General features: G+C 54.7%; 12 protein-coding genes. 5 read left to right on the top strand and 7 right to left on the bottom strand.

Annotated elements, in window-relative coordinates; translation table 11 throughout:
* Positions 1 to 11: 11 nt before the first annotated feature.
* On the top strand, positions 12 to 638 hold the full coding sequence (locus tag ACTNE6_RS14725; RefSeq protein ID WP_194970692.1) for an SGNH/GDSL hydrolase family protein: 627 nt from the start codon (positions 12 to 14) through the stop codon (positions 636 to 638).
* Positions 639 to 674: 36 nt separating this feature from the next.
* Here ACTNE6_RS14725 and ACTNE6_RS14720 read toward each other — a convergent pair whose 3' ends face one another.
* Positions 675 to 1,298: a hypothetical protein gene (locus ACTNE6_RS14720; RefSeq protein ID WP_442497266.1), complete on the bottom strand. Its 624-nt coding sequence runs from the start codon at positions 1,296 to 1,298 to the stop codon at positions 675 to 677.
* Positions 1,299 to 1,476: 178 nt separating this feature from the next.
* On the opposite strand from ACTNE6_RS14720, the gene ppnN reads away from it, so the two are divergent.
* The 4 genes from ppnN to ACTNE6_RS14700 all read left to right on the top strand — a co-directional run bounded on the left by ppnN (position 1,477) and on the right by ACTNE6_RS14700 (position 6,253).
* The gene (gene ppnN / locus ACTNE6_RS14715) at positions 1,477 to 2,847 is read left to right on the top strand and encodes a nucleotide 5'-monophosphate nucleosidase PpnN (protein ID WP_331818088.1); all 1,371 of its coding nucleotides are present in this window, start codon (positions 1,477 to 1,479) and stop codon (positions 2,845 to 2,847) included.
* 44 nt (positions 2,848 to 2,891) lie between these two features.
* Complete coding sequence (locus ACTNE6_RS14710; protein ID WP_442497265.1) at positions 2,892 to 5,216, top strand: DNA topoisomerase 3; 2,325 nt, start codon at positions 2,892 to 2,894, stop codon at positions 5,214 to 5,216.
* 50 nt (positions 5,217 to 5,266) lie between these two features.
* Positions 5,267 to 5,728, top strand: a complete 462-nt coding sequence (locus ACTNE6_RS14705; RefSeq protein ID WP_442497264.1) for a single-stranded DNA-binding protein — start codon at positions 5,267 to 5,269, stop codon at positions 5,726 to 5,728.
* A 93-nt stretch (positions 5,729 to 5,821) separates the two neighbouring features.
* The gene (locus tag ACTNE6_RS14700) at positions 5,822 to 6,253 is read left to right on the top strand and encodes a hypothetical protein (RefSeq protein WP_442497263.1); all 432 of its coding nucleotides are present in this window, start codon (positions 5,822 to 5,824) and stop codon (positions 6,251 to 6,253) included.
* Positions 6,254 to 6,303: 50 nt separating this feature from the next.
* On the opposite strand, the gene ACTNE6_RS14695 is transcribed toward ACTNE6_RS14700, so the two are convergent.
* The 6 genes from ACTNE6_RS14695 to ACTNE6_RS14670 all read right to left on the bottom strand — a co-directional run bounded on the left by ACTNE6_RS14695 (position 6,304) and on the right by ACTNE6_RS14670 (position 14,451).
* Positions 6,304 to 6,999 carry a hypothetical protein gene (locus ACTNE6_RS14695; RefSeq protein ID WP_442497262.1) on the bottom strand — a complete coding sequence of 232 codons (696 nt, stop codon included), beginning with the start codon at positions 6,997 to 6,999 and terminating at the stop codon, positions 6,304 to 6,306.
* A gap of 322 nt (positions 7,000 to 7,321) precedes the next feature.
* The gene (locus tag ACTNE6_RS14690) at positions 7,322 to 9,001 is read right to left on the bottom strand and encodes a prepilin-type N-terminal cleavage/methylation domain-containing protein (protein WP_442497261.1); all 1,680 of its coding nucleotides are present in this window, start codon (positions 8,999 to 9,001) and stop codon (positions 7,322 to 7,324) included.
* A 38-nt stretch (positions 9,002 to 9,039) separates the two neighbouring features.
* A complete protein-coding gene (locus tag ACTNE6_RS14685; RefSeq protein ID WP_442497260.1) occupies positions 9,040 to 10,209 on the bottom strand; it encodes a hypothetical protein in 1,170 nt (389 codons plus the stop codon).
* Positions 10,210 to 10,227: 18 nt separating this feature from the next.
* Complete coding sequence (locus ACTNE6_RS14680) at positions 10,228 to 12,609, bottom strand: DUF3438 family protein (protein ID WP_442497259.1); 2,382 nt, start codon at positions 12,607 to 12,609, stop codon at positions 10,228 to 10,230.
* A 70-nt stretch (positions 12,610 to 12,679) separates the two neighbouring features.
* Positions 12,680 to 13,234: a hypothetical protein gene (locus ACTNE6_RS14675; protein ID WP_442497258.1), complete on the bottom strand. Its 555-nt coding sequence runs from the start codon at positions 13,232 to 13,234 to the stop codon at positions 12,680 to 12,682.
* A complete protein-coding gene (locus ACTNE6_RS14670) occupies positions 13,231 to 14,451 on the bottom strand; it encodes a type II secretion system F family protein (RefSeq protein ID WP_442497257.1) in 1,221 nt (406 codons plus the stop codon). The genes ACTNE6_RS14675 and ACTNE6_RS14670 overlap by 4 nt, the downstream gene beginning before the upstream one ends.
* Positions 14,452 to 14,456: the final 5 nt, after the last annotated feature.

The following is a 14,456-nucleotide window of genomic DNA, read 5'->3' as shown; positions in this document are numbered from 1 at the left end:
GCTTTAAACGCATGAAGACGATACTCTGTTATGGCGACTCCAATACCTGGGGTTATATTCCGGGCACAGGCCAACGCTATGCCCCTGAAATACGCTGGCCCGGCATTCTCAGCCGCGAACTCGGCAATGATTACCGTGTTGTCGAGGAAGGCCTCAGCGGGCGCTATACGGTCTGGGACGAACCGTTCCGGCCCGGCCGCAACGGTGCGGCGCTGCTGCTGCCGCTGCTGCAGTCGCACGCGCCGCTGGATCTGGTGATCCTGATGCTGGGCACAAATGACGTGCTGCATTTCAGGGACAACACGGCTTTCGATGCGGCGCGCGGCGCCGGCATACTGATCGACATCGTGCAAAAAAGCAGTTGCGGGCCGGATGATCTGCCGCCTGATGTGCTGTTGGTCAGCCCGCCCAGAATCACCCAGCTTTCCGCCGAGCTTGGCCTGAAGTGCCATGGTTTGCCTGAGCGGTCTGCGGAATTCGAGCAACATTACGCCGCCGTCGCCAGCGCGGCCGGATGCTATTTCATTGATGCCGCCGATTATTGCGAGCCCAGCCCCGTCGACGGCGTACATCTGGATGAAGCAGGGCATCTGGCGCTGGGCATGGCGATGGCTGCCAAGGTGCAGGCCTGCATTTAGCCAGGCCTGTTTGAAATAAAAGCTGAATTAAGCCCGCTATTCGTAGCGGCCGTGCTGATGTGCGCGGCCATCCCCGCGATTCCCGTGTTGCTGGCGGTTGCCGTTCCAGCGCCCTTGCTGTTCGGCATGGCCCGGTCCTCTGTGCTCGCCTTGACGAGGTCCGCGATTTTCATACTGCCGGCTATGGTTATCTCTTGCCCCTCCAAATTGCCCCGGATTAAAGCGGCCGCCTGCAGGTGCTGTGCGCTCAATGCTGGGCCAGTGCCTCTGGTGATTATCATCCCGGAACCTTGGCTGCGCAGTATGCTCTGGTATTCTGCGATCTTCCCTATGGGATCTATGGTCTTCATGCTGCCAATGAGGTTGTTCCCAGCGATGTGAGTCGGCGTGGGGTCTCTGATCGGGGTAATAATGCTCATGCGGCGCTCTGCCATATTCGGCTTGCCGGCGCGGCTGATAGACATCATGAAAATGATCACCGCCCGAACTGTAGTGTCTATGTCCATAATCCGGCATACTTCGGTAATAATCCCTTTCTATGACCGTATAGCCGCCGCCATAAGATACGCTATCGGGATAATAGGCGCCGGAATAATGGGCGCAGGCGCTCAGCAGCAGTATTGAACCGACAGCAAATATCTTTTTAATTAATGCGTTCATGTGTTATATCCTTGGATAGGCGGGTTTTGGCTGGAGCATAGGGCAAGAATGCTGAATGATAAATGAACTGCCGGGAAAACAGGGGCGCATAGAGCCGTTTTCTCCGATGAGTCGTACCGAACCTGAGAGTGCAGGCGGTAGGCAATTTAGACAATACAAATAGTTAAAGGAATATACAATGAAACATAAAGTAGTCGATGCATTAATTTCCCCCGAAGGTCGTCTCGATGTGCTGTCCAAGATTGAAGTCAGTAAACTGCTGGATACCAGCCAGGGCGGACTGTACCAGGTATTCCGCAACTGTTCGCTGGCGGTGCTGAACTGCGGCAGCGCCATGGATGACGGCAAGGAACTCCTGGAACGCTACTCGTCGTTCGATATTCACGTGATTCAGGAAGAGCGCGGCATCAAGCTGGAAGTGACAGGCGCGCCCGCGCATGCCTTTGTCGACGGCAAGATGATCAAAGGCATCAATGAACACCTGTTCGCCGTGCTGCGCGACATTATTTACGTCAGCGACGAGATCAACGACAATCCGAAATTCAATCTGCAGACCTCGGACGGCATTACCAACGCCGTTTTTCATATCATGCGCAACGCCAATATCCTGCGCCCGATGACCAATCCGAACCTGGTCGTGTGCTGGGGCGGGCACTCGATCAGCCGTATTGAGTACGACTATTCCAAGCAGGTCGGGCATGAATTGGGCCTGCGCGGACTGGATATCTGTACCGGCTGCGGGCCGGGCGCGATGAAAGGGCCGATGAAGGGCGCCGCTGTCGCTCACTCCAAGCAGCGCATCAAGAACGGCCAGTATCTGGGTATTTCGGAGCCGGGCATTATCGCGGCCGAATCCCCGAACCCGATCGTGAACGATCTTGTCATCATGCCGGATATTGAAAAACGGCTGGAAGCCTTCGTGCGCACCGGCCACGGCATTATCGTATTTCCCGGCGGCGCCGGCACGGCCGAGGAAATCCTGTACATCCTGGGCGTTCTGCTGCATCCCGATAATAAAGACATGCCGTTTCCGCTGATCTTTACCGGCCCTGACACCGCCATCGACTATTTCAATGAAATCGACCGTTTTATTGGCGGCACGCTAGGGCCTAAAGCGCAGCAGCGTTATCAGATTATTGTCGACAATCCCGTCCAGGTCGCGCGCGAAATGCATGAAGGCATCAAGCAGGTGCGCAGTTTCCGCAAGGAAAAAGGCGATGCCTACTATTTCAACTGGTCGTTGAAGGTCGATCCGGTATTCCAGCATCCGTTTATTCCCACGCATGACAACATGCGAAACCTGGCCTTGCACAAGAATCAGGAAACGCATGTGCTGGCCGCGAACCTGCGCCGGACCTTCTCGGGCATCGTCGCCGGCAACGTAAAAGCCGACGGCATCCGCACCATTGAGCAATACGGCCATTTCGAAATTCGCGGCGATGCCGGCATCATGAAACTGATGGATTCCTTGCTGGCCTCATTTGTCGCGCAGCAACGCATGAAGCTGCCCGGCAAGGCCTATTCGCCTTGTTATCGCGTCATCAAATAAGGGGATTTGCTATAATGGGCAAGTATTAGCTTGCTCATTGTTCTATGAAAGTCATCTTAACGGAGAAGCCGTCAGTCGCCCGCGACATAGCCCGCTGCTTGAACATCCGCAACAAGCGCGACGGCTATTTCGAGGGCAACGGCTACCGGATCACCTGGGCCTTCGGGCATCTGGTCGAGTTGAAAGAACCGGACGACTATCACAAGGAATGGAAGCGCTGGTCTTTGGAAACGCTGCCCATCATCCCCGAAAAATTCGGCCTGAAAGCGCGCGGCGATGCCTCGGCCAAAAAACAGCTCAACACGATCAAGCATTTATTCAAAGAAGCCGATGAAATCATCTGCGCGACTGACGCGGGACGGGAAGGCGAGCTGATCTTCCGCTACATCCTGTCCTGGAGCCAATGCCTGAGCAAGCCGTTCAAGCGCCTGTGGATCAGCTCATTAACGGATGAAGCCATACGCAAAGGCTTTGCCCAATTACAGGACGGCAGGCTTTATGACAATCTCTATCGCGCTGCCAAATGCCGCAGCGAATCGGACTGGATCGTCGGCCTGAACGCCACGCGGCTTTATACGCTGAAATTCGGCCAGAACGGCACGCTGTGGACCATAGGCCGCGTTCAGACGCCCGTGCTGGCTTTGATCGTGCAGCGCGATGCGGAGATCGCCAGCTTCATTCCCAAAGATTTTTGGGAATTACAGACGCTGTACCGCGACACGGTTTTCCAGTACGCCGGCGGGCGCTTTGACCAGCAGGTCGATGCCGAAGCGCTGCTTAGCCGGATTGACGGGCACGAATTTCGGATTACGGCCGTCAAGGGCAAGCAGGAGACGGTCAACCCGCCCTTGCTGTACGATCTGACCGATCTGCAAAAAGACATGAGCATGCGCTACGGCTTCACGGCCGATCGCACCCTGACCTGCGCCCAGCAATTGTACGAGAAGAAGCACATCACCTATCCGCGTACGGACAGCCGTTATTTAAGCAACGACATGAAAGCCGGCATGAAGCCGCTGCTGGAAAAGCTGCGCGGGGGGCCGTTCGGGCCGCAGATAGCGCCGCTCGACCTGGACAAACTGACGCTGAACGCGCGTTATTTCAATAATGCCAAGGTCACCGATCACCACGCCATCATCCCGACCACGACGCTGCCCGGCAACCTGTCCTACGATGAGGAAAAGCTTTACCAGGCCATCGCCATACGCTTTATCGCGGCTTTTTATCCGCCCTGCATCAAGCAGGTCACGACGGTTCAGGGCGAAACCAACCAGGTGCAATTCAAAACCACCGGCACGGTGATCGTGTCGCCGGGCTGGCAGGCGCTGTACAAAAACGACGAGAAAAAGGACAAAGAGCAAAAGATTCTGCCTGAATTCATGCAGGGCGAGACGGGCCCGCATCAGCCTTCGGTCAGCCAGGGCAAGACCACGCCGCCCAAGCCGTACACGGAAGCGGCCTTGTTGAGCATGATGGAATCGGCGGGCAAGACCTGTGACGATGAAACGCTTAAGGAAGCGCTCAAGGAAAAGGGGCTGGGAACGCCGGCAACAAGAGCCGCCATTATAGAAACGCTGATCAAGCGCAACTACATTGAGCGTCAGAAGAAAAACCTGCTCAGCACTGAAGCGGGCCGCCATCTGATCGCCATCATCGCCGATGACCGGCTGAAATCCGCAGCCATGACCGGCGAATGGGAGTCCAAGCTCAAGAAAATAGAACAGAACGCTTATGACCCCGATCAATTCATGGCCGAAATCATCAAGTTCACCCAAAAGATCAAGGATGAATCGACCAAGCCGCTTTATGACGCCGGCAAACTGGGTGAATGCCCGCTGTGCCATAAACCGGTCATCGAAGGGCGTAAAGGCTATGGTTGCAGCGGCTGGAAGGAAGGCTGCCAATTCGTGCTTTGGAAGGAAGTCTATGGCGTGCCGGTTACGCACGAACTGGCCAGTCAGCTCCTGCAGAATGGCCGGACCCTGCAAGCCTATAAAGTCCATGTCGGCGATGAGGTCTTCAACGCCCAGCTGACTCTGAACGCGCAAGGCGAGGCGGGCTATATCAAAGCCGCCGGCAAGTCGGCGCCCATTGCAAAAGAAGCTATCGCCGACTGCCCGTTGTGCAGCGGCCTGATCATCGAAACGCCCAAAGCCTACAGTTGCAGCGAATGGCGCAACGGCTGCAAGGCCGTGATCTGGAAAACCATCGCGCACAAAAAAATCACGGCCGCGATGGCGAAAAAGATGATCACTACCGGTCAGACAGGCGTACTGAAAGGCTTTAAGTCGGCTAAAGGCAGCGCGTTCGACGCTAATCTGAAATTCGTCGACGGCAAGGTTCAGATGGACTTCGGCAAACCGGCTTGAGGTCTCGATATAAGGTATAATAGCCGTTTGATCAATCACGAGAGATAAAGATGAGCAACGTACTCAGTTTTACAGGCACTGTCGGTCGTGACGCGGAAGTCAGGTATCTGCCATCAGGCCAGGCCGTGCTGAATGTCAGTGTCGCCAACAATATCGGCTTCGGCGACAAGCAACAGACGCTATGGTTCACAGTGGTCTTATGGGGTAAGCGCGCCGAAGGCCAATTGCAGAATTACCTGAAAAAAGGCCAGCAGGTGTTCGTTTCCGGCGAACTGACTCAGAGGGAATATCAGGCCAAAGACGGCTCCACCAGGACCAGCCTGGAAGTGAACGCCAATATTCTGGATCTGGTCGGTCCGCGTAACGCCGAGGGCGCGCGAAGCGAGCCGCAATCCCAGCAAAGAGGCAGACAAAACTATCAGTCATCAGGCGCACGCGAGCCGTCATATCCTCAGCAGGATAGCGGTCACGATAATTTCGATGCGCCTTATGATGACGACATTCCGTTCTAGAGGATACCTGAGACTGGTTTTGTAAATAACTTAAATAAGCCCCTGATTAAAGGGGCTTTTTTGTATGAAATAAAATCTATCGGCAGGTACAGGATGGATAAAAAACAGAGCGACTCCGAATCAAGCCGACCCACAGTGGCGGCTAATGAATTGGGCTTGGTCTTGCAGCCGGGCGGCAGCAAAAAACTGGCCGAAATACGCCGCAAGGTCCAAACGAACTTGCCGCCCGTTGAGCCGGCTAATGTTGATCATGAAATACCGGCAGACTTAAAGCCCGAGATTGCCGCAGAGCTGAAGAAAGCCCGCAAGCTCGTCGATGAAAGAATCGCGGCGATTATGAGCTGTTTTCCCGCTGGCAAGCAGAATAAAATGTTCGGCTTCAGGTATGGCTCCGTTGACGCCATCAAGCGCATGGCTATGAATGCCGCGTTTAAACGGTTAGGCATGCCGGACAATCAGGTCAGAATGAGGCTGATTGCCGGGCTGGATTATTATGGCAATGAGGCGGGGATTGGAGAAGGTTAGGCCGCCTCGGCCCATCGGCTGACTTTATATCCCGCTGGTTAGCCTGGCCGTTATGATTCATCGCAAGACCTATTGCTGCCGGGATCGGGGATTTTCAGGAATAAAACGCGGTCATCGCCGCGATAGGAGTCCTTATCACCACGGGATTGAATGGTTATATCAATTGCTGCCTCCTCAGATTTGAGGCCGCTGCCGGGGCCTGCTGAAACTAGACGCGCATAGTCGGGTTGCAAGGCATCATTAAAATAAGGAATTTGCAAAATGACCGGCCGATGCCAGCCGTCAAAAACCTGCGAGCCGGTATCGGTTGTTATATTGACATGCACATAAGCAGTGGTAGCGGGAGAGGCTGGATCAAATACCGTTCCAAAGCTGCCATGGAGAGTACCATTAATGACACTGCCTGTTAACAAATATGGTCCGCGCCAGCCCACGCCGGTTTTAGGGTTGTATTCCGGCCATGATCCTTGCTCGAATAAATATTTCAGGTTGTAATCAGAGCTCGCTTTATCGATAGAGGGATATGATCCCAATGTATCGGCATAATACCCAGGCCCAGCGGTCCCGCCCATGATAGCCTGCTTTACAGTCTGTAGAGTCGCATCGGTCGTCTTACACATGGCTGCGCTGCCTGTGCCGCCGACATAAGGTACGACGAGGCCGGCCAGTGCTATCAGCACCAGCAGCACTACCGTTATTTCCAGCAGCGTCATGCCTGATTGCAGTGTTTTATGGAACCGTTTCATTATTTTGTTCTCATTTGTTGGTGTGGATATATTTTCGTCGAACAGTTATGTTTCAGGTCGAATGAATTCGACCCTACAGAATTGGCCGGAGACACGGAAAACTCATGTAGGTGCAAATTCATTCGCACTGCATGTCAATGCCGATATCCAGCGTTGTATGGTGTCGAATGCCCTCGAGCCGGACGGGGCATGTTGCCCCGTCCGAAATATTTGACATAGGCTAAGAGCAGCCACTTAACTCAGACATCATGGAAACGTTAGGAACGGGGTTGCAAACCCCGTTCCGCTTGGAAATATTAAATAAATACGAATTTTGAACATTTTACCAATTGATGACCGGCAAACCGGTGCGCGGGTGGAAATCCACCTGGATCGGGCTTTGGCGGCCGGCTGGGTAAAGAGGATTATCCAGATTGCAATCGCCGTCGTATTCGTAGATACCTATGGCGTTTTGGCCTCCGGGAATCAAAATGGGGCTAATAGCAAAGTTGAATTGAATGGTCTGATATCCACCATTTTCTTCAATGCTAATTGGATTGCTGGAGACATTGACTATTGATGAATTACTGCCGCGGTAAAATACATTGAGGCATATTTTTCCTGTCCATGAACCACCTGCCGCATCACAGCTAGCAAGGTTGTATTTGGCTCCGACGTTTTCGCCATGGCTTAAATAGCAGTAATCATTGCCTACCGAAGTACCGTTCAGTGTTTTGCAGGCCGTTTGGGTAAAATTGCAAGAATCGGGCTTGATGGTATCTTCCCATGTAACGCCGGCAGTGCCCGTGGGGCAGGTCGCATTTGTAAATTCACAATCCATTACCCACGCGCCTCCAGCAAGGGTGCAGGACGATTCGTTAAAATTACAACGATTAGTTATGCCGTTCCAGGAACCGCCAGCGTTTTCACAGTTAATTTGATGAGTGGGAAGATCAAGACATATCCGATTAGTAGTATTCCATGAGCCGGAACCTCCTGCGGCATTACATGATTTCTCAGTAAACTGGCATCTGGCTTGCAACGAGCCTCCCGTTGCGCTACAAGCAGAAGGTGTAAAAAAGCAACTATTCCACTTACCCCCGACGGATTTGCAACTGTCTTGCCCGAATGTGCAGGCTGTTCCATCCCATGTTCCTCCTGCATTTTTACATGCAGATTGAGTAGCTGCCGCTGGTCCGTTGAAGCCGCAAAATTTATTTGCTCCGAATTGTTTCGTAAAGTTAATGCTTATGCCTCCAGAAATATCAATCAACCAATCCTGACTTTTTACTTCGGGTTGACTTGCGGGCGCCGGATAATCGGCATCATAATCCACACCGCCGGAAACGTGATCCTTGCCGTAACTCTGAATTAGTAGGTCGTTGGTAGAAGTCGCGTAATACCATCCATAATTGTTGTCGCTAACTAGTGGTGTCCACACTGCGGTGTTTGCTTCGCAAGTGGTTTGGTTAGTATAAATGATATTGGAGCAGTAACCTTGCGCCGGACGTCCCCAACCATCGGTAAAAGCATCGCTATCAGCCGGATTACCGGAGATATTCAAATATGGCCCGTTCCAGCCGCCATAAAACAAATGGGTCCATGAGCCGGAATTGGCAAGGCATTGGGTTTCGTTGGGAAAATTCAGGTTACAAAAGCCATAGCTTTTGCGCCCAAACCAAACAGCATCTGGGGTGTTTTCACAATCGGCTTTGGTAAGTTTTGTAGCATCTGAACAATAGCTGGAGAGTTGAATTAACTCCTTGATACTTCCCGGCAACCTCCCCATATCCGCCACAAACCCGCTCACCGCCTGCTGGCCGTTGATAATCTGCCGGGGATTGCCGAGGATGGCTTCCCTGATGCGCTCCAGGCGCTCCTGGGTCTGTTCGTAGCGGACCTGAAAACTCAAGCTGTTGGTTTCGCGTATGGCGACGCTGGCCAGCAAAGTGATAAGCAGCAGCACGACCGTCATTTCGATCAGTGTGAAGCCCTGAACCGGGATAGGGGATGTTTTGTTCATAAGCCGATGAGTATCCGATTGTCAGTTGCTTGACGCTGTCAAAACCTGTAAGCCATGCCCAGATTGAAGCCGTAGGAATCCCAGTTCACGCCGTTGAACCGGGTTTCACCGGTTGAACCATCTGAAAAATAGGTTTTGCTGATGCCCTTGTTGTTGGCTTTCCATTTCTGATAGTCGGCAGACAGGCTGACCGTCCAGGCCGGGTTGATGCGGTAGCGCCCGCCTGCCGAGGCTACGATACCGTCGCCTTCCGCTTCATCGGTGAAACTTTTGGGATGCTGAAAATCCTCGCGCAGGTTCCAGTTGCCGGTGCCTTCGAAATCAACCCAGTGATATTCGACCGATCCCTGTAAGGAGAGGCGGTCGGTCAGGAACAGTTGTGTTCCCAGCCCGCCCCAGGGACCGAAAAAGGTCGCTTCGTAAGTGCTGTCCAGACCGCCGAAATGGCCCAGCGCCGGTATGACCTGGATGCCATTGGTGTCATTGAACTGCTGGGTATGGAAGGCGTAACCGACTTTGGGCGTCAGACGCAGACGGGGTGCAAAGCGCTTGCCGCCTATGTCGAGGTGATAGCCGAGCCCGCCTGATACTTCGATTGTCGCGCCATCGTCGCTGGCGCTGTAGGAGCGCGAGAATTCACCCTGGCGATTATCCTGCTTGTAATCGGAATCCTGATTATGGCCATCGACAACCTGGCCGTAAGCGAACTTGCCTTCCGCATGCCAGTGATCGGCATAGGTCACGTCGATGCCGGTTTCAAACATGGCGCTTTCCACATCCTTCCACTGCAGTTCGGACAGGACATCGGGCGAGCCTGACGGAGCGGCGATAGTATAGTCCAGATCATCCTGGCGATAGCCGCCTTCAATATAATAATCAAACTGGAATTCCGGGCTGTCATCGTAATGCTCCGGTTCCGGATAGTTTTCGGCGACGGCCGGGCCATTGGCGGCAAGGCTGATGGTCTGGCCCTGATCGGCCGTTGCAGGTCCGCCCGAAGGTGGTTCGGTAAAAATGACCATGTGCATCGGCCTGCCGCCGCTGCTGTTTTCGCGACTGTCTGTCAATGGCGGTTCACCGGCTGGCGCTTCAAAAACATGCATTTTCATGTCCGGCACGGCGCCTGAGGCGATGCCCGCTGCCTGCGCCGCTAAAGGACAGCAGACGAGTAATGAACCGATACGTGTTAAGCTGCATTTCTTGACCATGATGTTCCTTAGGTGTCCCTAACGAGCCGCAGGGGCCACAATTTCCTCGAATGGCTGGGAGGAAATCAGGTACAGATAGGTCGTCGCATGGCTCTGGTCGGTTTGCCCGGCCAGCGTTTCGTTTTCGATCGTGGAAGCCAGCCAGCGGCCTTTCAGGCGGCGATAATCGACCGTCACCCGGTCATTCGAGACATTGTGCAGCTCCACGGCCGTGACATAAATGCCGCCCTGGCGCCAGCCGGCAATCGGCAGCGCCTTGATTCTGGCATCGTAGGTCAGGTCGACCGGCTCGAACTCGCTCAGCCTGACAGGCGTGATCTTGGGATCGATCTTGCGCTGTTCGGGCGGCAGCCGGATGGCTTCCGACGCATAGCGGGTCAGGTCCACATAAATCTGCTGGGCAGGCGAGGGCGCCGGCGCCGCTGCTGATGGTGACGCAGCCCGGCGATTTTCCGGGAATTCCCTCGAATCGCCGCGGCCGCGGTATTTATCGAAGGCATCTTGCTTGCTGTACTCCTTGAAAGGCTGCTCCAGCACATAGCCTTTATGGCGCCGGTCCGGATTGGAATAGACGTCCAGTGTGCCGGCGTCCAGCGCATTCGGATGGATGCTGTTTTCCTCCAGGACTTCGTGGCTGACGCCGGCCGCTTCTGTCGGCGTTTCCATGATATGTGGCTTGATGATGATGACCAATTCGCGGCGCGTGCGCGATTGGCCGTCTTCCCGGAAAAAGAAGCCCAGGCCCGGAATGTCGCCGAGTATGGGCACTTTTTTCTCGCTGTTGCTGGCCGCTTCCTGGATCAGGCCGCCGACGGCGACCGCGGTCGAATCCTTGGCGACGATCGTGCCGCTGAACGTGCGTTCCTGCACCAGATCGATATTGGCATCCTGCAGGGTCTCGCCGATTTGCACCGGAATCGTGCCTTTGGCGGCCGACAAGGTGGATTGCTCGACCAGTATCTGGATGCCGACTGTCCTGTCCGAATTGATATTCGGCGTCAGCAGCAGGGTGGTGCCGATGGCGCGCACGTCGGTCTCAGGGACCAGAATCGGCTGCTGCACGACGTTGCCCGTGCCGAGTCCTGCTCCGCTGGCCACGGTGGCCGATGCCGAATAACCGCTGATGATGGGCCTCTCCTCGCCGACAAACACGCGGCTGACTTCCTGATTGGTCGTCATCAGCATGGGGGTGGCCAGCTCCGTGACGCGTCCTTCTCTTTCCAGCAATTGCAGACGGGCCTCGAAATTATTGCTGACCACTGTAGCCAGCAGTGACGGATCGAAAGCTGCGGATGCGGCTCTCAGGCCGGTATCGAAAATTTCCTGAGCTCCGACGGTATTGGAGGCGCCCAGTGTAGCCACATTGGCGTTATTGGTTTTGAGCTTGAAATCGAACAGCGAGTCGTACCCGTCCGACAAATCGATGGACAAGACCTTGACTTCCATCAGCAGCATCGAGCTTTCGGTATCCAGCTTCTTGTACAGCTGGCGGATCTCAGCCATCGCATCCTGGTCGCGGGTACGGACCAGCACCCGGTTCTGGTGCTTGATGACGCCGACATAAATCGGCGCCTGATGCCGGATGGTCTGATCCAGCAGCCCGCTGCTCTGGGCTATATCGCCGGTGATTAAACCCTGTGTACCGTCTTTGGACTCGGCGAATTTGCGCAAAATGTCGGTGCTGACCCGCAGTTGCTCTTCCAATTCAATTTCTCTGCTGCTGTTTTCTTGTCCCCTGGCAGAAATACCTACCTGGTTGCCCAACATGCCGCCGCTGCCGGCATTGATACTGGTTGAGTTGCTGCCGCTTCCGCCGGTGTTGCCACCGCCGCCTGAGCCGCCACGGGACGAGGTCAGGGTTGAGCGGCCGTCGATCATATTGAAGCGTTGAAAACGCTGGGACAGATCCGTCATGATTTCCCGCTCGTTTTTTCCGTAGCTCAACGTGACGCGTTCCGAAAACAGGTTTTTGATGGTCTCGGCCAGATCCAGCGCATTTTTGGCGTTCTTCATCGTGAAGATTTCCGTTTCTTCCTTTTTGAATTCGACCTGTTCCAGCCGATATTCCTTGACCGTGTAGATGCGCACGATGTTGGAGTTGACGTCGCGCTGATACCAGAGGTTGTAGGTTTTGGCGATGGCATCGATCACTTCCATGGACGTCACGCGGCGCAGGAACATCGTGACTTGTATCTCGGCGGCTTCCTTGGAAGCGATGATATTCAGGTCGGACTGCTCGGACAGGATGCGCAGGGCATCGCCTACGGTGATGTCGCGGAATTCGATCTGTTCGATGACTTGCCCGGGATCGGCATTAGCGACTGTCAGTAAAGAGGGTTGCAGCAGCGATAAGGCCAGCACGACGGCGGTAAAACGGGATTTTGAAAAAAACTTAGGCATAAATAATTAATTCTGGCGTAGCAGCATCGAGGATTCCGGCATCAGTTCATGCTCATGCTGTAAATCGTCATCAGCGTAAAATAATGGTTTCGTTGCTCGGGAAGATCCTTACCTGCACATGATCCTTTTGTATTTCCAATACCTGGATTTCGATCAGTTGATTTTTTTCGATAAAGGTAATTTTGTCGTTGACGCTCACCATCTCGGTCTTGCCGTTGACCCGCAGCATGGCGTGGTTCTTGCCTTTATGCATATTGCAGGCGCTGGCCGCCAGCGAGATGTCGGGCAGGTTAGGGGCGGCTGAAGCGTTAACCGCATTGCCCGCTGCAGGGGAGCGGCTGGTGACGTGTTTTAACGCATCCCTGAAGTTCTCGTTCAGGCGGGTCGGGTCCTGCAGCTCATCTTTTGATTGGTTTTTCTTGGCCTGCGCCTGTTGATCGGACGGCTCCTGCGATTTTCTCAGCCGTTGCTCGAACTGGCTGGTGATGACAGTCGGATCGGGCAGGGTGTCCGCCGTTTCCTGGACAGGTGCGGCTGCCGGAACTGCAGCGTCTTCTTGCCCGACCGACAGGGACGGGAAACACAACAGCCACAGCACCACCAGTTTAAGCGATGGCATCTTCATGAAGGGCTTCCTCCCGCGGCGGAAAACATGGCCACTAAAAAAGCGGCATAAACAAAGCCGACGAGGCCGCCGACAAAAATGGTCATGATCGGCGCAATCATGCCGGTCAAGGTGGCGATGGCCTGCTGCAGCAGTTCATCGTGGTATTCGGTCATTTCAAACAGAATTTCGTCGAGCATCCCCGAGTTTTCGCCGACGCGCGTCATTTGCAGTAATAAAGGCATATAGCCGGATTCGGTTTCCAGTGGATCGGCCAGCGATGAGCCTTGCAGTACGCGGCTGCGGGCAAAGGCGATGCGGCTGGCCATGTATTTGTTGACGTGCAGTTTTTCCATCGTCTCCAGCGCGTCGACCATGACCACGCCGCTGCGCAGCAGCAGGCCCATGGCCCGGGAGAACAGCACCGTGCCGGACAGGCGCAGGACATAGCCGAACAGCGGCAGTTTCAGCGCCCATTTGTCTATCAGCCAGCGGCTGGTCGGCAAGTTATAAAGGACAATAAAAGCCACTATCGAGGCGATTGCGAAAACGGCCATGGTCAGGCCGTTGGCCAGCATCCAGTCGGAGGTGTCGATCAGCGCCTGCGTCACCGGCGGCATCGGTTTGCCCATGATCTGCAGCAGTTTTTTAATCTCGGGAATAATGCTGGTCAGCATGAAGATCACTAGGCCGATTGCAAATAGCATAGTGAAGACCGGATAGCGCAGAGCCGTGACGATCTGCTTTTTCAGTTTGCGGCTGGATTTGACTTCCTTGGCCGCCTCGTCCAGGACCGTGCCCAGATGGCCGGTCTGCTCGCCGACGTGGATCAGCTGGATCGTGAATTCGCTGAAGGATTTATGCTCAGCCAATGCGTCCTTGAACGAGCTGCCTTGCTGGATGCGCTTGGCCAGTCTTTCCCAGGTAGGGCGTGCGCCGACCCGGCAAAACTTCTGAGTCAGGCTCAAGGCGTCGAGCAGGCTGATGCCGCTGCGCAGCATGACCGCGATCTGGTGAAATTCATGTTCGATGTCGGATGAATTGAACGCGCGGTAAGCGAACGGGTTGAGACTGAAGGATTTGACAGCGCCGCTTTCTTTTTTGGCCTCTTCGATTTTAAGCGGCAGCAGGCCCTGCTCGCGCAGCGCCAGAATCGCCGACTCGCGGGTCGCGCTTTCGATGGTGTCAGTGCGTTGCTGGCCGCTGCGGTCGCGGGCGAGATAGGTAAATACAGGCATTAGCG

Source organism: Methylobacter sp. sgz302048 (assembly GCF_052162025.1).
GTDB lineage: Bacteria > Pseudomonadota > Gammaproteobacteria > Methylococcales > Methylomonadaceae > Methylobacter.
Note: the sequence above shows the minus strand (reverse complement) of the source record. Positions and strands in the feature narration are given on the sequence as shown.

What these genes read in the sequence shown, in the direction of transcription:
- ACTNE6_RS14680 (WP_442497259.1), bottom strand. Translation starts at nt 12,609, where the DNA reads ATGCCTAAGTTTTTTTCAAAATCCCGTTTTACCGCCGTCGTGCTGGCC.
- ACTNE6_RS14695 (WP_442497262.1), bottom strand. Translation starts at nt 6,999, where the DNA reads ATGAAACGGTTCCATAAAACACTGCAATCAGGCATGACGCTGCTGGAA.
- ACTNE6_RS14690 (WP_442497261.1), bottom strand. Translation starts at nt 9,001, where the DNA reads ATGAACAAAACATCCCCTATCCCGGTTCAGGGCTTCACACTGATCGAA.
- ACTNE6_RS14710 (WP_442497265.1), top strand. Translation starts at nt 2,892, where the DNA reads ATGAAAGTCATCTTAACGGAGAAGCCGTCAGTCGCCCGCGACATAGCC.
- ppnN (WP_331818088.1), top strand. Translation starts at nt 1,477, where the DNA reads ATGAAACATAAAGTAGTCGATGCATTAATTTCCCCCGAAGGTCGTCTC.
- ACTNE6_RS14725 (WP_194970692.1), top strand. Translation starts at nt 12, where the DNA reads ATGAAGACGATACTCTGTTATGGCGACTCCAATACCTGGGGTTATATT.
- ACTNE6_RS14675 (WP_442497258.1), bottom strand. Translation starts at nt 13,234, where the DNA reads ATGAAGATGCCATCGCTTAAACTGGTGGTGCTGTGGCTGTTGTGTTTC.
- ACTNE6_RS14685 (WP_442497260.1), bottom strand. Translation starts at nt 10,209, where the DNA reads ATGGTCAAGAAATGCAGCTTAACACGTATCGGTTCATTACTCGTCTGC.
- ACTNE6_RS14670 (WP_442497257.1), bottom strand. Translation starts at nt 14,451, where the DNA reads ATGCCTGTATTTACCTATCTCGCCCGCGACCGCAGCGGCCAGCAACGC.
- ACTNE6_RS14700 (WP_442497263.1), top strand. Translation starts at nt 5,822, where the DNA reads ATGGATAAAAAACAGAGCGACTCCGAATCAAGCCGACCCACAGTGGCG.
- ACTNE6_RS14705 (WP_442497264.1), top strand. Translation starts at nt 5,267, where the DNA reads ATGAGCAACGTACTCAGTTTTACAGGCACTGTCGGTCGTGACGCGGAA.
- ACTNE6_RS14720 (WP_442497266.1), bottom strand. Translation starts at nt 1,298, where the DNA reads ATGAACGCATTAATTAAAAAGATATTTGCTGTCGGTTCAATACTGCTG.